The organism is Rhizobium leguminosarum (assembly GCF_010668065.1).
In the GTDB taxonomy this organism is placed as follows: domain Bacteria; phylum Pseudomonadota; class Alphaproteobacteria; order Rhizobiales; family Rhizobiaceae; genus Rhizobium; species Rhizobium leguminosarum_S.
On record NZ_WUEN01000001.1, the window covers coordinates 182,584 to 198,947 of the forward strand.

A 16,364-nucleotide genomic window follows, 5' to 3' on the forward strand; every position below is an offset into this window, starting at 1 on the left:
AGTCGTATTCACTCGGCCGCCTTTCCTTGTGACATCTTGAACGTCGCTGAAGGGAGCGCCCTTCCAGACACCGCCTGCCAACTCTAGAACAAAGCGCTGCAAAAACCGTTAAAGCCACCGGAGCGTCCCGGTAGCACCGGAACGCCTGCTTTGGCGATTTGGTTCCGAAGGCCGGAAAATTGCGTCTCAGGCGGCTACTCTGGTCGATTCATTGAAGAAAAGAGCTTGGCTGATCAATGCCTTGACCATGTCGGGATTGAACGGCTTGGTGACAAGGAAAGTCGGTTCCGGACGCTCGCCGGTCAGAAGCCGTTCCGGGAAGGCGGTGATGAAGATCACCGGTACGCTCGACGTCTTGAGGATGTCGTTGACTGCGTCGATACCGGAGCTGCCATCGGCAAGCTGGATGTCGGCCAGCACCATGCTCGGCTTGGTCTTATTGTAGAGCGCCACGGCCTCGGCATGCGTACGGGCAATGCCGGTGACGCGATGGCCGAGGCTCTCGACCATCTGCTCGATATCCATGGCGATCAGCGGTTCGTCCTCGATGATCATGATATCGGTTGCGACCTGACGGGAAATCTCCTGCGACGCGACGTCGAGCAGATGCATGACATCCTGTTCTTCGGTTTCCAGAATTTCGGCGATTTCGGCGACGCGGAAATTCTCCACGGAGGCGAGCAGGAAGGCCTGACGGGCGCGCGGCGAAACCTTGGAAAGGTTCAGCGTGGCACGCTGCTCCCAGGCATAGGGCGAGGTCGGCTCTGGAATCTGGACTGCGGTGGAACCAAACAGTTGCGTGAACAGTTTGTAGAGTGCGACCCGGTCATTCGCCGTATCCGGGAAAATCGACAGATCGGCGATGATGGCTTCGAGAACGGCGGCGACATAAGCGTCGCCCGAAGTCTGAGTGCCGGTAAGGGCGCGGGAATAGCGGCGCAGATAAGGAAGGTGCGGCGCAATCCGAGTAGAAAGTGTCATTAATGGGCTCCTGCATACAGGCCGGCATTGGCTTCAATGAGCGGTTAACGTCGCCTTGATAAAAAAGTTCCGGAACGGCAGGAACTTTTTTCGTCGCGCCGCATTATTCCAGCCGACGAAGAAAGGGCGTAGCGTTTTGACCCATGCAACGGCAAATGCCAGCGACATCGACAATGGAACGTTCGATGTCGATGGTTGAAATCGTTTTTGATCCCATCCACGCCCCTCGAACAGACAACCGGCGAGAAGACGAATTGATGACTACACGCAAGAAAGAAGCAGCCGATCAGCGAAAGCTGGAGCTGCGGGCAAGCGACATCCTGGACCCGAACAACCAGATCGGCGTCAGGCTCCGGTCGCTTTATTCGGCCGCACAGGATGAGGCGATTCCCGATCGTTTTCTCGACCTTCTCGAAAAGCTCGACCATGCTGAAATGATGGCTTCTGCCAAGATGGCCGAATAGGATCGCCGCATGGAAGACAAATCGCAACCCAGCTTCAAGCGGGAACTGCTGGCGGCACTCCCAAGCCTTCGCGCTTTCGCAATCTCGCTCATCGGGCGGCACGACCGTGCCGACGATCTCGTCCAGGACACCATCATGAAAGCATGGGCCAAGCAGGATCATTTCGAGATGGGCACCAATATGAAGGCCTGGCTCTTTACGATCCTGCGCAACGAACTCTACAGCCAGATGCGCAAGAGCGGCCGCGAAGTGCAGGACAGCGACGGGCTGTTCACCGAATCTATGGCGATGCACCCCTCGCAATATGGCGCGCTCGATCTGCAGGACTTCAAGAAGGCGCTCGACCAGCTGCCGCCGGATCAACGCGAGGCGATCATCCTCGTCGGCGCCTCGGGTTTTTCCTATGAGGAGGCGGCCGAAATCTGTGGCTGCGCCGTGGGCACCATCAAGAGCCGCGTCAACCGGGCTCGTCAGCGGCTGCAGGAGTTGCTGCAGATCTCAGGCGAGGCTGATTTCGGCCCCGACGCCACCTCGGCGCCGCTGACATCGAAGGCTTTCGCGTTCTGACAAGAGTCATATTTGGGAGGAAAGCCGGCCGCCCCTCGGGGCGCCGGCTTTTTGCGTTTTTCGGTTATGCCATTGATATGATTTGGTGTATTCGCCCCTCATCCGGCTGCCGCCACCTTCTCCCCGCAAGCGGGGCGAAGGGACATGTGTCGCACCCTCACCGTTCCCACCTCGCTCTCGCAGGGCACGTCCCCTCTCCCCGTTTTTACGGGGAGAGGGTTAGGGTGAGGGGCAGCCGTTTGCTGCACGTCTCCTCAATCAATCCTCGCGCTTTGACCCTACCAGATTGGCCGCGACGATTGCTGCCAGAACACCGGCGGTCAGGAGCGGCTGGGCGCGGATAAGACCGAGCCCCACCGTTGCCAGCGATTCGAGCGACGCACGGCGTTCACGGGCGCGGCGTGCTTCCCGGGCGTTGATGATCGACATCGCCACCAGGGCTATGATGGCGACCAGCAGCGCGCAGGCGGCCAGGAAGAGAGCAGCGCCGACCGGGCCGTAGATGCCGGCGAGCCAGATGGCGCCGGCGGTGACAGCCAGCGCGTAGGCGGTAAGAAGGAAGAGCACGGCAAGCGCAATGAAGATGCCGTTGCGCTTGGCGCGCGCAACGGTCCGATGCACGCTTGCGCCCGTCAGCAGGCTGAGGATCGGTAAGAGCATCGCGCTTCCTCAGCGCCGGGCGAGGAAGGCGATGGCAAGGCCGAAAGCGGCCGCGGCGCCGATGGTTGCCAGTGGGTGCTTGCGCACGGTCTCGCGCATTTCCGTCGTTCCACGCTCATAGCCGTGCTGCAATTCGCGCAGCAGATCCTCGCTGCGGCCGAGCAGTTCCTCATAGCCGGCACCGGCCTGGCTACGGATTTTCTCGCCTTGATGGCGTGAGCTCTTGCCGACGAGGCGCGTCAGTTCCGCGAGTTCGCCGCGCAGTGCCTCGATCTGCTCCTCGATCCCGGATTCCAGATTGTGGAAGGTGCCGTTGCGGCGGCTGCGGCCGGACTGGAAGATAGAATAGCTCATGGCTGTCTCCATTGGCTGGGGCGCGCGCAAGCCCGCCTATTTCGCACGAGGTCACCACCGTCCGTTGCATGAATGATATCGCCCGGCATTGACCCAGATCACTGCCGACAACGTGCCGGGCGATCAAAAGTTCCGCTCGCGCAGTGCTCAGGGGCGGGAAATGGCGCTGTGGGCGAGCACGAAGGGCGTGCCATCGGCCGGCAGCTGGTTGATGCGCAGCGCGCAGCCGAACACCGAGAGCATCGTTTCGTTTGTCAGCACTTCGCCGATGCTGCCGGCGGCGGCGAGGCGGCCGGATTTCATCAGCACGATGCGGTCGGCAAAGAGCGCCGTCAGGTTGAGATCGTGCATGACGGCGATGACACCGCCGCCGCGTTGGCAGAAATTGCGGGCGAGCGTCATGATGGTCAACTGGTGGCTGATGTCGAGGCTCGAGACCGGCTCGTCGAGCAGCAGCCAGCAGGGCTTGCCGTCGATGATGGGCTCGGCGATCTGGCAGAGCACGCGGGCAAGCTGCACACGCTGCTGCTCGCCTCCGGAGAGTTCCTGATAGAAACGGCCTTCGAAGCCGGTCAAGTCGACGGAGGCAAGCGCTGCTGCCGCCGTCTGCTCGGCCTTGTCGGGATGCAGGTTGAGACCTGACGTCAGGCCCATACGGACGATCTCGCGCACGGTAAAGGGAAAGGAGATGGTGCTTGCCTGCGGCAGTACGCCACGAATGGCGGCAAGCTGCCAGGGTTTCAGCCCCTTCACCTCGTCGGCGCCGATGCGCACCGAGCCGCCATAGGCAAGTTCGCCGGAGATGGCTTTCATCGTCGTCGTCTTGCCGGAGCCGTTCGGCCCGGCAATCGCCGTCAGTTCGCCGGCCTTTGCCGTAAAAGTGACGTCGCTGATGATGGTTTTGCCGGATAGGCGCACGGAGACGCCGGAAACTTCGATCATCTCAATGTCACTCACGGGGGTCACTCACAAGTGTCACTCACAGGGCAAGGCGCGAACGCTGCCGCAGCAGGATCCACAGGAAGAACGGTCCGCCGACCGCCGCGGTGATGATGCCGATCGGCAGTTCGGCGGGGGCGACCAGGGTGCGCGCCAGGACATCCGCGAAGATCAGCAAAGAGCCGCCGAGAAGAGCTGCGGCCGGCAGCAGGAAACGATGGTCGGGGCCGATCGCCATACGCAGGATATGCGGCACGACGATCCCGATGAAACCGATGCCGCCGCTGACGGCGACGGACGCGCCGGTCGCCGCAGCGACACCGACGATCGCGACATTTTTCAGCCGCTGCACCGGAACGCCCATATGAAAGGCGGCCGCCTCGCCGAGCGTGATGGCATTGAGGCCGCGCGCCATGAAGGGCAGAGCGGCGAAGGACAACAGGATGATCGGGCTGGCGGCGGCGATCTTCGTCCATGTGGCGCCGGCAAGCGAGCCCATGCTCCAGAAGGTCAGGTCGCGCAGCTGCTGGTCGTTGGCCATGTAGATCAGCAGTCCCGTGATGGCGAGGGCGAGTGCGCCGAGCGCGATGCCGGCAAGCAGCATCGTCGCCACCGAGGTCTGTCCGTGACGGGTGGCGATCCTGTAGAGCAGCAGCGTCGTGACGAGGCCGCCGCCGAAGGCCGCCGTCGGCAAAGCGTAGATACCGAGAAGCGCCTCGAGCGGAGCTGCGATTCCGCCGCCGAGCACGATCATCGCGACCGCGCCGAGGCTTGCGCCGGAGGAGACGCCGACGAGGCCGGGATCGGCCAGCGGATTGCGGAACAGGCCCTGCATCACCGTGCCGGAAACGGCCAGCGAGGCGCCGATCAGGAAACCGAGGATCGCCCTCGGCAGGCGGATATCGAAGATGATGATCCGGTCACGTGTGCTGAGCGCCGCCTCGGAGCCGGCCATGTTGCTGATGACGTCGAGGATCGAGGCATCCGAGGCGCCGGTCGTTACCGAAAACAGCATCGAAAAGACCGAGCCGACGACGAGCAGCGCGATCGCCAGCAAGGCGAGCCGCGTCCTGTCGCCCGCCTGCCTGATTTCGCGGATGTCCGCCATCGGGAATCGTCGCCTTTGTTCCATCATGGCTTGCGGCAGGGCCATGATCAGCCCCCGTAGATCGCCGTGTTGAGCTCGCGCGCGGCGGCTGCGGTGCGCGGGCCGAAGCCGAGCAGGTAGACGCCATCCATTCGGATGATCGCTTTTTTCTCGCCTGCCGGCGTCAGCGCGATCGCCGGCTGAGCCAGCAGGTCCTCGTTCTTGGTGCCGGCGCCGTCGCCGCGATTCATCATCAGGATGATGTCGGGCTTGGCTTCGATGATCGCCTCGTCCGTCAACGGCTTGTAGCCCGGGAATGCGCCGACGGCGTTGATGGCGCCGGCGAGCTTGACGATGCCATCGGCGGCTGTGCCGGTCCCCGATGCCATGATCCGGCCGTTCTGGGCGCTGAGGATGAAGAGAACGCGCTTGCGCTCGACCTCCGGGCGCTTTTCGGCATCGGCGATCGCCGCGTCGAGGTCGGCCGCGACCTTTTCTTCAAGCGCCTTCGCCTTGTCGGGCACGCCCAGCAGCGTGCCGACACGGTCGATCTTGGCGATGATGCCGTCGCGGGTAAAGGCGCTCGGCACGGTCTCGAAGGGTACGCTGGCATTCTTCAGCACGGCCAGCGCTTCCTGCGGGCCCGAACCCTCGACGGCGATGATCGCCGTCGGGTTCATGGCGAGGATGCCTTCCGGCGAGAGCGCACGCATGTAGCCGACGTTCGGCAGCTTCAGCGCAGCCTCCGGATACATGCTCGTCGTGTCGCGGGCGATCAGCCGGCTTTCCTCGCCGAGCGCATAGACGATTTCGGTGATGTCGCCGCCGACCGAAACCAGGCGCGACGTGTCGAGCTTCTTTTCCTCGGCGTGGGCGGCGCGGATGAAGGCGAAGCCTTCGACGGTCGGCGCCGTCGGGATCAGCGGCAGCGCCATGATGGCCGCCGTGAGGGCCAGTTCCCAAGGGCGGATCCGGCGCAGATTGTTACGCATCGTCATCGTTGCGATCCTTATGCGGCCACGCTCGCTGCCCGCGGCAGGTTTTCCATGATCTCGCGCCACTCGGCGCGTTCGTCGGAGCCTTCCTTCCGCTTGCCGAAGAACTGGATGATCATCTCGCCTTCGGCATTGTAGGCCTCCAGCGAGGTGACGTGGCCGTCCGTGGTCGGCTTGCGTACGGCCCAGGTCTCGGCGATGTGATCCTGGCGCAGATGCAGGTGAAAGGTCGGGTCCATGATATTGATCCACGGACCCATCGGCTGCACGTTGAAGATCGGGCCGGAATGGATCTGGACGATGCCGTTATTGGCGACGAAGCACATGATCGGCAGGCCGGATTTCACCGAGGCATGCATCATGTCTGCCGTCGCGCTGTTGTCGAGCTTCCAGGCATAGTCGTCGCCGACGGTGCGCACGGCCGCCTGGCGGCCGATCTTCAGGCGCTTCAGCATGCCGAAGAACTCATGCGTATCGGTGAGCTTGCTCCAGTTGTCGCGCAGTTCGTCGCGGTTGACGTCGGCGGTTTCATCGACGGCATTTAAGGTCTCAGCCTCGACAAATTCCTGCGACTGGTCTTCCAGCTTCAACTCGGCGACGATCGCGTGATAGGCCTCGACATTCGAGCTCGGGCGCAGGTGCACCTTGTGCACCGCGTTGCCCGCCTTATCGAAATATTGCAGGCTGAGGCGCTCCTGGTCACCATCCTTCTTGGATACGGCGAAACCATGCTCCCAGCGGCTCGGGAAGATGCGCAGATCGATATTCTCGCCGAGAACGATCGCGGCCTGCGCGCCGCTCTTGATGTTTTCGAAGACACCGATCTTCTCGTGAACGGCACTTTCGTTGCGCGACAGCGCCATCACTTCGCCGAGGCCGGCCACGCGCTCGAGAAGCTTCAGCGCACTGCCATCGATTCGGGTCACGCTGATGCCGGTTTCGGCGGCGACGAGGGCTGCCTCGGAAATCTTCAGCTGGGCGGCGATATCACGCTCGCGCATTTTCGGATTCTCGGCGCGAAACGCACGGATTTCGGCTGGCGCCGGTCTTGTCTGTTCGGTCATGTCCTACCCTACTTATTGAGAATGAGCTTGCCCTGACGGGTGATCTTCAGGCGATAGACCAAGCCGTCATGTCTTATCATGATCTCGTTCGTGCCGCGGAAAAGATCCGCGCTTTCGACGATCCGGTGCTGCGCCGCAGGCTCGCTCTGCAGCGGCACATGCTTAAAGTTATCTGGCTTTTCAACCATCATTTCGGTTGGCAATTCCGTGAGGCCGGTGATCAGGGTCCCCGGTTGTGATGACAATTATCTTGACTTTATTACTCATAGTTTTTTAAAGACGCAATAGGAGACTAATGCAGTCAAGTTTTTGAGATTGCTGATATGAGGCCGCCTGGCGGCGGTTCGCGACAATGGCGGAGAAGATGATGACGGGTAGGTTTGCGGCTGTTGCAGCCGGCATGGTGATGGCGGTTTCAGGCATATGCCAGGCTCAGGATGCGGCAACCGCCAAGCTGGATGTCGAACTCAACGCTCTGGCGCCATCGCAAAAGGGCTGCATGATGACTTTCGTCGCCGAGAACAATCTCCAGACCCCGATCAGCAAGATCTCCTTCGAGCTTGCCTTTTTCAACGACAAGAATGCCGTCGACCGCATCACCGTGCTCGACTTCCGCGATCTACCGCAGGGCAAGAAGCGCGTGCGCCAGTTCGATATGCCGAATGTGAAGTGCGAGACGGTCACCCGCATCATCATCAACGACACGCCGGTCTGCGACGGTCCGGCGGCGGGCGAATGCATGAAGGGTCTCGTCACCCGCTCGCAGATTTCGGTTCCCTTCGAGGGCTAAGAACACGCCGGGAATGAACCCCGGCGGGCATGTCCAGACTGTCCGAGGCATAAGATGGCAATTTCAGCGAAGACCAGATCGAGACAGGTGCTCATCGGGGAGCCGGACGCTGACGGCGGTCTGAACGATAACAACATGCATCCCGGCCACGAGCTTTCCGACCTGCGCAATGTGCAGCGGCAGCCGGCCGGTGAGGCGGTGGTCCACTACGCGCGCTTTGCACAGATCTCCTCCTTTCCCGATCATCCGGAAACCGAACCGACAGCCTCTGTCCCTGCGCCGCCGATGGATGCAGCGGTGGAAAAGCAGGAGGACGAGAAGGCACCGGTGCGGCGACGGGTGGCGCTGACTTGTGTCGGTTCATTCCTTTTCCATGCAGGTTTGGTGGTCGCTCTTACTCTGTTTGTGCCGAAACCACCGAACGAAGTGATTGAAGATGCCGGGGAGGCCGTCAGCGTCGTCGTATTTGGTGACTTCGATGTTGACCAGACGTCGGCAGGTGATCCCGAGCTAGAAGTGAAGCCGGAAGAAATTGCCGCTGAGGAGGTTAAGCCGGATACGGTCCAATCGACCACTGAGACTGACGAAGTTCAACCAACAGAGATGCAGCCCGAGCAGGCACAACCAGTTGAGGCCGAATCTGTGGAAGCTGTGTCGCCTTCGCAGGAGGTGACACGTGTTTCGCCCGAGACAGTTGTAGCCGCGGAGCCAGAGATTCTTGTTTCTCAGAATCCTGCCGAAACTTTCGTCGCACAGCCGATGGCAACGGCAGTGCCGGAGCAGCCCGTGCCTGATATCATGCCGACTACAGTACCAGAACAGGTGGTGGCGGTGCAGCCGACCGAAGTTCAGCCAGAGGAAGTGAAGCCAGTCGAGGCTGCCGAAGTCTCGCCGGAACCCGAAGAAAGGCCTGAACCGCAACCGAAGTCGAAGATTGAAAAGCCGAAACCGGAGGAAAAGAAACCGCCTCGGAAGAAGGTGGAACCTACGGGTGGAAAAAATGGCACGGATCGCAAAGACACGACGAGGGGCGTAGCGACCGGTCAGGACGCGCCAGAGTTTAATGGCATGGCGACGACAGCGGGCAGAGGCGACGGCATTGGAAGCGCGGCAGTAGCGAATTATCCTGGCAAGGTGCAGAAGCGTATTCGCCGCGCAATTCGAGTGCCTAACGAATACAAGAGAATGGGCGAGGCCATTTCCGTGCGCGTCAGATTGACGATTGATGGAACGGGTAGGCTGTCCTCAGTCTCCGTTGCCGGCAGTTCAGGTATTCCGGATTTGGACAAGGCTGCTCTTGACGGAGTGCGCCGCGCCGCGCCGTTTCCGCCATTGCCCCCCCAGTGGGGCAAGGCTAGCTGGAGCTTCACTCAGGAGGTTCAGGTCACCTCTCGGTAAAATATGATAAAAGCAATCAACTTTATACTTTACTCTAAAAATCAAGTTTAATAAGGTCCACCCGCACACGCAGGAATCGTGTGACGATCAACGAGCGAACGGGTGGCATATGGCTCGCAAGGGCAAGAAGGGTTCGAACCGGGAGGTCCGTGATAGCGCTGGCGAGGACGCCGGTCAGGCCTCCTACGGGCGATCCAAACTGGATGGCCGCAGTTTCCTCTATGTCGGTGGCCGTGACTGCCAGGTGGCGCATCTTCGCCAGATCTGCAGCAATTTCGGCGCTGAGCTCATCCACCATGATGGCGGTCTGCGCGAAGCGGTTTCCCGCATCGATACTCTGCTTCCCTCGGTCGACTGCGTCTTCTGCCCCATCGACTGTATCAGCCACGATGCCTGCCTACGTGTGAAGACCGGCTGCAAGAAGTTCAGCAAGACCTTCATCCCGCTTCGCAACGGCAGCAAGTCCAGCCTGGAGCGTGCACTGCAGACGATGAACGAACGAGACAATTCCCGATGAACGACCAGCGTCCCGACGGCTTCACCATGATCGGCCTGCATAAGCTCGCCGCGCAGACAGGCGAGGGCCTCGTGCCCGAACTTTACGAACTTTTCCAGCAGCATGCCGAACGCCAGCAGATCTACCAGAATGTGACGCTGTTCCCGACCTGGGAAGCGCGCATGCCCGGGGAAGCGACAACAAGACCGCTTGGCCCAGCGGCGGCAAACGGCGATAATGTTCTCGCCTTTCCCTTGCGTTCTGCCAGGGCGGGCAAGAGGAAGGCGTAAGGAGATTTCATGTATATCGCAATGAACCGCTTCAAGGTTGCAACCGGGAGCGCAGGTGATTTCGAGACGGTCTGGCGCAATCGCGATTCCAGCCTAGCCGCGGTGCCCGGTTTCGTCGAATTCCGCCTGCTGCGCGGCAAGGTCAACGAAGAGGAGAGCTATACGCTCTATTCTTCGCACACGGTCTGGAAAAGCGAAGCTGATTTTCAGAACTGGACGAAGTCCGAGAGCTTTCGCGCGGCGCACCGCAATGCCGGCGATCACAAGGCGATCTACAAGGGGCCGCCGGTCTTCGAGGGCTTCAACGTGGTCGACGGCATTTAACTGCGGTCGATACGGTTTCGCCTTTCGGGTGGGTGCCGAAGGCGTGTGAGGCTTGGCCTCCTCTTCTCCCCAGCGGGGAGAAGGTGGCCCGAAGGGTCGGATGAGGGGGCCACACGGCACGCCATTCATTGCCCTTCGCTGCGCTCAGCGCATTCGCGGCTTTGCCGCTCGCCCCCTCAACCGCCTGCCGGCACCGACCGGGGTCGAGCCACGGGTCTCGACCCGTCCTTCGGACCCCCGCTGGGGAGAAGAGACGTGTGGCGGCGTCTTCGCCCTCCTTCTCCGTCGAGTGAGAAGATCGGAGCTGTTCGTTGAGCAACGCTCCGAACCGTCGTCTCAAGTCCTGACGCGGAAGACAGCGCCTGCCGCAACGGCCAGCCAGCCAAGCATCATCGCCCAGCCGCCGGTCGGCGCGGCATAGGGGAAGAGGCCGGAGCCGGAAAAGCGCAGGGTGACGAGATCTCCCGCAAAAAGCAGCGTTCCGACAATCATCAGCAAACCGGCCAGCCAGGCGGTTCTGAGCCTGACGTTGCCGAGAGCCAATGCCAGCAGGGCAGGGGCGTGGGCAAGGCACATGGCAGATGCGGATGCCGCAAGATTGGCCTCGCCGCCGCCATGGGCAGCAAGGGCGGCAAGCGCCACGCCGGCTACGCCAAACAGGCCGGCAAAGAGATAGAGCACCGGCTCCAGACGCGCGTTCAAGCTCATGGCTGTTCCTTGTTGTCGGGAGCCTTGTTCTGCATGTGATAGGCGAGCCGTTCCACCGGCGCCCAGATGAGATCGCGCAACGCCTGGCTCGATATCGTCTCGTCCAGGGCGCGGCGGAAGCAGAGCAGCCATTCGTCGCGCTCGACAGGGCCGATCTCGGCGACGAAATGGCGGCTGCGCAGACGCGGATGGCCGCGCTTGTCGGTATAGAGCGGCGGGCCGCCGAGATAACCGGTCATATATTCGAAGAATTTCTCTTCGCTGCCCTCAAGGCTCGGTGGGTGCACGGCCCGCACGTTGCTCGCCTCCGGCAGCCTGTCCATCAGTTCGTAGAAGCGGTGCGTCAGCGCCCGCACGATAGGATCGCCGCCGATCGCCTGATATAAGGTGGTGACCTTCTCCGTCACGAAACCATCCCCATTGCCTCAACCATTCCCCGGCCTCTTCATGCACCGGGCGGAAAATGATCGCAACTGTCATCAAGGTGCCGCGGCATTTCGCGCATAATGCCGGGACGGCAGGGGTAGCGTCGATTATCCTTGACAAAACCGTCCAGACGGTATCTTTTATCTGCATGTCGAACGCTCATCATCGCAAGAAGCAACCCGTGCTCGTGCGCCAGCAGTTGCTGGAGGTCGCCGCGCGCCTTGCTGCCAGCGACGGCATGGCGGGCGTCACGCTCGATGCGGTTTCCGCCGCGTCCAGCGTCAGCAAGGGCGGGCTGCTGCATCACTTCCCGACGAAGAATGCGCTGCTCGATGCGCTGTTTGAGAGCCTGCTCGAAAAGTTCGACGCCGATATAGAGGACCTGATGCGCGGCGATCCGCTGCCGCAGGGGCGCTTCACCCGCGCGTATCTGAGGGCAGTATCCGGTCTCAAGGAACGTCCCGACGATTCCAGGAGTTGGACGCAGGTAACGATCGCGCTTCTTGCCGAGCCCCGGCTGCGTCTTCGCTGGCGCCAATGGGTGCAGGCGCGGGCCGAGGAATATATCGGCACTGATTCCTCCCTCGACGCACAAGTCGTGCGCTTCGCCGCCGACGGACTTTGGTTCGCAGATACGTTGGAAAGCCATGATATCAACGGCGTTCTGAGGCGGGATCTCATCGATCGCCTTGTCGAACTGACCGGCAAGTAATTCGAAAAGGAATTCGCCATGAGCCAGGCCGCCGTCTACGGGCTGCTGTTTGCAGCCATCGTGCTCGAGGTCATCGGCACGACCGCGCTGCAGCTGTCGCAGCAGTTTACCCGCATCGGACCGACGGCACTCGTCGTCGCCTGTTATGCGGCCGCCTTCTATTGCCTGTCGTTGACTCTGAAAAGCATCCCGGTCGGTATCGCCTATGCAATTTGGAGCGCTTTGGGAATCGTGCTGATTTCCTCGGTCGGCCTGGTGTTCTTCAAGCAGCGCCTCGACCTGCCGGCAATCGTCGGCCTTGGGCTGATCATATCGGGCGTTATGGTCGTCAATCTGTTCTCGAAATCCGTTTCGCATTGATATTGCTGTGATATTGGCAGGTGGCTTGTCCGCCTTCGGCCGATAAATTTTCCCCTTTGTCAAAATACTGACAAAGGTCTATGTGTTCCTTGGACGTGGAGGAGACGAGGCGCAGCCAACGCCGTTTTCCAAAGCGCTTTGAATCCTGCCTTCCCGCCTATCGATACTTCCAGGTTCTACAGGAGCACAGCATGGCCATTCGCACCGTCGTCTGGGGAGAGAATATCCACGAGAATACCAATGAGATCGTCCGGGGGATCTATCCCGAGGGCATGCACACGACGATCGCCAATGCGCTGAACACCGATCCAAGTATCTCGGCGACGACAGCGACGTTGCAGGAGCCGGAACACGGCCTCAGCGAAGCCCGCCTTACTGAGACCGACGTCTTGACCTGGTGGGGCCACAAGGATCACGGCGCAGTTTCCGATGTCGTTGTCGAGCGTATCGCCAAGCGCGTCTGGGAAGGCATGGGCCTGCTGGTGCTGCATTCCGGCCATTTCTCCAAGATCTTCAAGCGGCTGATGGGCACGCCCTGCGCGCTGAAATGGCGCGAGGCGGGTGAGCGCGAGCGTCTGTGGACGATCAACCAGCGCCATCCGATTGCCGCCGGCATCGGTGAACATTTCGAGCTTGAGAACGAGGAAATGTACGGCGAGCAGTTCTCGGTGCCGGAACCGCTCGAAACGGTGTTCATCTCCTGGTTCCAGGGCGGCGAAGTGTTCCGCTCGGGCCTGACCTGGCGCCGTGGCGCCGGCAACATCTTTTATTTCCGCCCCGGCCACGAGACCTATCCGACCTATCACGACGTCAATGTCCAGAAGGTGCTGATCAACGGCGTGAAGTGGGCCTATAACCCTGAGGGGTCGTTGACGAGCATTACCGATGCTCCAAATGTCCCGGTAGAAAAAGCACTGGAGCCGATCGTCGAACGCGGCCCGAGACTGCACCAGGCCGGCGAAGCCGGTTACCGCTGAGGAGCACCCATGCGACTACTCGTTCTTGGCACGGGCGTGATGGCGAAAAACCAGCTCGCCCGCTTCCCTCTCATCGACGGCGTGACGGTGGTCGGCGCCGTCGACACCGATCCCGAGCGGCTTTCGGCCTTCGCCGACAAGTTCAACATCGAAAAGCGGTTTCTCTCGCTGGAGGAGGCGATCGCCTGGGGTGAATTCGATGCGGCGACAAATGTCACGCCCGACCGCATCCATCACCCGACGACGATGGCGCTGATTGCTGCAGGCAAGCATGTGTTCTGCGAAAAGCCGCTGGCGGAGAACTATGCGAAGGCGCTGGAGATGACGGAGGCGGCCGAAAAGGCCGGCGTCATCAACATGGTCAATCTCACCTATCGCAACGTCGCGCCGCTGCAGCGCGCCCGCGAGATGGTGCTCGCCGGCGAGCTCGGCACGATCAGACATGTGGAAGCCTCCTATCTCCAGAGCTGGCTGGTGTCGCGTGCCTGGGGCGACTGGCGCACGGAATCGACCTGGCTGTGGCGGCTTTCCACCGGCCACGGTTCGAACGGCGTGCTTGGCGACGTCGGCATCCATATTCTCGATTTCGCCGCCTATGGCGCGGCGACCGACATCGATCACGTCTTTGCCCGGTTGAAGACATTCAACAAGGCGCCGGGCGGCCAGATCGGCGAATATCTGCTCGATGCCAATGACAGCTTCACCATGTCCGTCGATTTTGCCAACGGCGCGCTCGGCGTCATCCATGCCAGTCGCTGGGCGACAGGGCATCTGAACGAGTTGAAGCTGCGCATTTATGGCGAGAGGGGCAGCCTTGAGGTCATCCATCGTCCCAGTGGTTCCGAGCTGCATGGCTGCCTCGGCGAGGATGTCGAAACCGCCACCTGGACGAAGATCGAGGTTGAACCGGTGGCGACCAACTACCAACGTTTTGCCGAGGCCGTCGCAAGCGGCATCCAGCCGGACCCGAACTTCCGCCACGCCGCCAACCTGCAGAAGGTGCTCGACCTTGCGATGGTGACCGAGCGCGAGCGGCGCGAGCTGAAGGTCTGATCCGCCCGATCAAACAGCACGACCGCCGTCCTTTCGGGGCGGCGGTTTTCGCTTAGAGAAGAAAGGGGCCGGAGGCGGACCCTTTCTTCTTGTTTATTCAATCACCTGCACCACGCGGTGGGTGCGCGGTTCGACAATCACGTGTTGATTGTTGATGACCGTATAAGCATATTTCGGATTGTCAGGCACCGGCGTCACGACGACATCCGCCGGAAGCGGCTTGCCGACGACGATCGGTTCCTGGACCACCACGGAGGCGGTCGGGGCCGGCTGCTGCTGGACATAGGTGACGACCTCGCGCGGCGGCGGATCGACAACGGCACCGGCGACACCGCCGGCCACGCCGCCAATGGCAGCACCCACGGGGCCGCCGACGATTGCGCCGGTGATGGCGCCACCGGCTGCACCGGTGACGGCTCCGTCAGCCAGCGCATTGGTGGCGAGCGACGACAGCGCAAGGGCGCTGGAGACAAGTAGGATCTTGTACATTTTGCTTCTCCTTTGCTGGGGTTGCGTTTGGGTAACGACCGCGCCAATCCGAGGTTCCGGCAGGAGAGAGTCACGCTTTGGAAGGCCGGTTCACATTCTGTGAGGCGGCCGAAGCATTGGTTATTCCAGCCGCCGGCGGAAGAGCCAGGCGGCGGCGCTGAGCGTAACAGTGGCGATCAGCGCCAGCGGAATCGTCTGGTTCACCACCTCGCTCAGCGGAATATCCTTGAGGAAGACGCCTTTGACGATCACCAGGAAATAGCGCAGCGGATTGATCAGGGTCACCGGTTGCAACCAGCCCGGCATGTTCTCGATCGGCGTCGCAAAGCCGGAGAGCAGCATGGCGGGGACCATGAACAGGAAGGCGCCGAGGATCGCCTGCTGCTGCGTCATCGACAGCGCCGAGATGAACAGGCCAAGGCCGGCGACCGAACCGAGATAGAAGATTGCGCTGCCGTACAGCAGGAAGAGCGAGCCGCGCAGCGGCACCTCGAAGAGGAAGACGGCGGCGAGGATATAGACGGTGATGTGGAAGAGGCCGATCATCATCGGCGGGATCAGTTTGCCGATCAGGATCTCGTGGATGCGCAGCGGCGAGACCATCAACTGGTCGAAGGTGCCGAGTTCGCGCTCGCGGGCGATCGACAGCGCCGTGACGATGAGACCGATCAGCAGCGCGATGCTGGCGATCAGGTTCGGCACCATGAACCATTGATAGGTCAGGTTCGGGTTGAACCAGTTGCGCGGCACTGTCGAGACGATGTCGGCGCCGGCACGTTTGCCGGCTGGCGTCTCGGCGGCGAGGGCGGCGCCGATCTGCGAGAGATAGCCCGCGACGATCTGCGAGGCGTTGGAGCGGCGGCCGTCGAGCACCACCTGCAGGTCGGCCGGCGCTCCCGCCTCAATATTGCGGGAAAAGTCCGGGCCGATCTCAACGGCCGCAATGGCCGTCTGGTTGTCGATCGCCACCCGGACCTTCGCCTGGCTTCCTGCAATCTCGATTTTCCGGAAGGTTGGCGAGCCATCGATGCGCTCGATCAGTTCCTGGCCCCAGTGACCGTTGTCGCGGTTGAGGATCATCACGTCGACATTGCGGACTTCGAGCGTCGCCGCATAGGAGAAGACGAGAAGCTGGACGATCGGCGGGCCGATCAGGATGGCGCGGCCCTTGGGATCACGCAGGACGGCGAGCAGTTCCTTGACGATCAGGGCGTAGAGCCTTGTCCACAT

23 protein-coding genes are annotated in these 16,364 nt (G+C 61.5%); 11 read left to right on the top strand and 12 right to left on the bottom strand.

Features of this window, described 5'->3' with window-relative positions; all coding sequences use genetic code 11:
* Positions 1-186 precede the first annotated feature (186 nt).
* Positions 187-981, bottom strand: coding sequence for a response regulator (locus GR198_RS00810; protein ID WP_003542253.1), 795 nt, complete (start codon positions 979-981; stop codon positions 187-189).
* A 257-nt stretch (positions 982-1,238) separates the two neighbouring features.
* Here GR198_RS00810 and GR198_RS00815 point away from each other — a divergent pair, with 257 nt between their 5' ends.
* Together GR198_RS00815 and GR198_RS00820 are read left to right on the top strand one after the other, a co-directional pair.
* Positions 1,239-1,445, top strand: coding sequence for a NepR family anti-sigma factor (locus tag GR198_RS00815; protein WP_003542250.1), 207 nt, complete (start codon positions 1,239-1,241; stop codon positions 1,443-1,445).
* A 9-nt stretch (positions 1,446-1,454) separates the two neighbouring features.
* The gene (locus GR198_RS00820; RefSeq protein WP_003542247.1) at positions 1,455-2,012 is read left to right on the top strand and encodes an RNA polymerase sigma factor; all 558 of its coding nucleotides are present in this window, start codon (positions 1,455-1,457) and stop codon (positions 2,010-2,012) included.
* A gap of 258 nt (positions 2,013-2,270) precedes the next feature.
* Here the strand turns inward: GR198_RS00820 and GR198_RS00825 are convergent, their stop codons facing one another.
* The 7 genes from GR198_RS00825 to hemP form a co-directional block, all read right to left on the bottom strand.
* On the bottom strand, positions 2,271-2,672 hold the full coding sequence (locus tag GR198_RS00825; RefSeq protein WP_164066995.1) for a hypothetical protein: 402 nt from the start codon (positions 2,670-2,672) through the stop codon (positions 2,271-2,273).
* 9 nt (positions 2,673-2,681) lie between these two features.
* Positions 2,682-3,026, bottom strand: coding sequence for a DUF883 family protein (locus GR198_RS00830; protein ID WP_012758654.1), 345 nt, complete (start codon positions 3,024-3,026; stop codon positions 2,682-2,684).
* A gap of 147 nt (positions 3,027-3,173) precedes the next feature.
* Entirely contained in the window at positions 3,174-3,968 is a 795-nt protein-coding gene (locus GR198_RS00835; RefSeq protein ID WP_164067618.1) for a heme ABC transporter ATP-binding protein, read from the bottom strand.
* A 37-nt stretch (positions 3,969-4,005) separates the two neighbouring features.
* Positions 4,006-5,118 (bottom strand): FecCD family ABC transporter permease, encoded by a 1,113-nt coding sequence (locus tag GR198_RS00840; RefSeq protein WP_164066997.1) that lies wholly within the window; start codon positions 5,116-5,118, stop codon positions 4,006-4,008.
* Between the two features lie 2 nt (positions 5,119-5,120).
* Positions 5,121-6,050: a heme/hemin ABC transporter substrate-binding protein gene (locus GR198_RS00845; RefSeq protein WP_062943527.1), complete on the bottom strand. Its 930-nt coding sequence runs from the start codon at positions 6,048-6,050 to the stop codon at positions 5,121-5,123.
* 11 nt (positions 6,051-6,061) lie between these two features.
* A complete protein-coding gene (locus GR198_RS00850; protein WP_130750152.1) occupies positions 6,062-7,111 on the bottom strand; it encodes a hemin-degrading factor in 1,050 nt (349 codons plus the stop codon).
* Positions 7,112-7,119: 8 nt separating this feature from the next.
* The gene (hemP, locus tag GR198_RS00855) at positions 7,120-7,302 is read right to left on the bottom strand and encodes a hemin uptake protein HemP (RefSeq protein ID WP_012758649.1); all 183 of its coding nucleotides are present in this window, start codon (positions 7,300-7,302) and stop codon (positions 7,120-7,122) included.
* 176 nt (positions 7,303-7,478) lie between these two features.
* Between hemP and GR198_RS00860 the strand changes: the two genes are divergently transcribed.
* The 5 genes from GR198_RS00860 to GR198_RS00880 all read left to right on the top strand — a co-directional run bounded on the left by GR198_RS00860 (position 7,479) and on the right by GR198_RS00880 (position 10,409).
* Positions 7,479-7,901 carry a hypothetical protein gene (locus tag GR198_RS00860; protein WP_164053733.1) on the top strand — a complete coding sequence of 141 codons (423 nt, stop codon included), beginning with the start codon at positions 7,479-7,481 and terminating at the stop codon, positions 7,899-7,901.
* Between the two features lie 54 nt (positions 7,902-7,955).
* Entirely contained in the window at positions 7,956-9,299 is a 1,344-nt protein-coding gene (locus GR198_RS00865) for an energy transducer TonB family protein (protein ID WP_003542210.1), read from the top strand.
* Positions 9,300-9,408: 109 nt separating this feature from the next.
* Positions 9,409-9,816 carry a DUF2325 domain-containing protein gene (locus GR198_RS00870; protein ID WP_029872398.1) on the top strand — a complete coding sequence of 136 codons (408 nt, stop codon included), beginning with the start codon at positions 9,409-9,411 and terminating at the stop codon, positions 9,814-9,816.
* Positions 9,813-10,085, top strand: coding sequence for a hypothetical protein (locus tag GR198_RS00875; protein WP_003542206.1), 273 nt, complete (start codon positions 9,813-9,815; stop codon positions 10,083-10,085). The genes GR198_RS00870 and GR198_RS00875 overlap by 4 nt, the downstream gene beginning before the upstream one ends.
* Positions 10,086-10,094: 9 nt before the next feature.
* Positions 10,095-10,409: an antibiotic biosynthesis monooxygenase family protein gene (locus GR198_RS00880; protein ID WP_029872397.1), complete on the top strand. Its 315-nt coding sequence runs from the start codon at positions 10,095-10,097 to the stop codon at positions 10,407-10,409.
* A gap of 336 nt (positions 10,410-10,745) precedes the next feature.
* Here GR198_RS00880 and GR198_RS00885 read toward each other — a convergent pair whose 3' ends face one another.
* Positions 10,746-11,117 carry a DUF423 domain-containing protein gene (locus tag GR198_RS00885; protein ID WP_012758644.1) on the bottom strand — a complete coding sequence of 124 codons (372 nt, stop codon included), beginning with the start codon at positions 11,115-11,117 and terminating at the stop codon, positions 10,746-10,748.
* Positions 11,114-11,524, bottom strand: coding sequence for a group II truncated hemoglobin (locus GR198_RS00890; protein ID WP_029872396.1), 411 nt, complete (start codon positions 11,522-11,524; stop codon positions 11,114-11,116). The genes GR198_RS00885 and GR198_RS00890 overlap by 4 nt, the downstream gene beginning before the upstream one ends.
* A 167-nt stretch (positions 11,525-11,691) precedes the next feature.
* On the opposite strand from GR198_RS00890, the gene GR198_RS00895 reads away from it, so the two are divergent.
* The 4 genes from GR198_RS00895 (at position 11,692) to GR198_RS00910 (ending at position 14,645) form a co-directional block, all read left to right on the top strand.
* On the top strand, positions 11,692-12,255 hold the full coding sequence (locus tag GR198_RS00895) for a TetR/AcrR family transcriptional regulator (protein WP_029872395.1): 564 nt from the start codon (positions 11,692-11,694) through the stop codon (positions 12,253-12,255).
* An 18-nt stretch (positions 12,256-12,273) separates the two neighbouring features.
* Complete coding sequence (locus tag GR198_RS00900; RefSeq protein WP_003542195.1) at positions 12,274-12,615, top strand: SMR family transporter; 342 nt, start codon at positions 12,274-12,276, stop codon at positions 12,613-12,615.
* 191 nt (positions 12,616-12,806) lie between these two features.
* Positions 12,807-13,592 carry a ThuA domain-containing protein gene (locus tag GR198_RS00905; protein WP_029872394.1) on the top strand — a complete coding sequence of 262 codons (786 nt, stop codon included), beginning with the start codon at positions 12,807-12,809 and terminating at the stop codon, positions 13,590-13,592.
* A 9-nt stretch (positions 13,593-13,601) separates the two neighbouring features.
* The gene (locus tag GR198_RS00910; protein WP_003542190.1) at positions 13,602-14,645 is read left to right on the top strand and encodes a Gfo/Idh/MocA family protein; all 1,044 of its coding nucleotides are present in this window, start codon (positions 13,602-13,604) and stop codon (positions 14,643-14,645) included.
* Between the two features lie 93 nt (positions 14,646-14,738).
* On the opposite strand, the gene GR198_RS00915 is transcribed toward GR198_RS00910, so the two are convergent.
* Together GR198_RS00915 and GR198_RS00920 are read right to left on the bottom strand one after the other, a co-directional pair.
* Positions 14,739-15,134: a DUF1236 domain-containing protein gene (locus GR198_RS00915; protein WP_003542187.1), complete on the bottom strand. Its 396-nt coding sequence runs from the start codon at positions 15,132-15,134 to the stop codon at positions 14,739-14,741.
* A 120-nt stretch (positions 15,135-15,254) separates the two neighbouring features.
* Entirely contained in the window at positions 15,255-16,364 is a 1,110-nt protein-coding gene (locus GR198_RS00920) for an ABC transporter permease (protein WP_029872393.1), read from the bottom strand.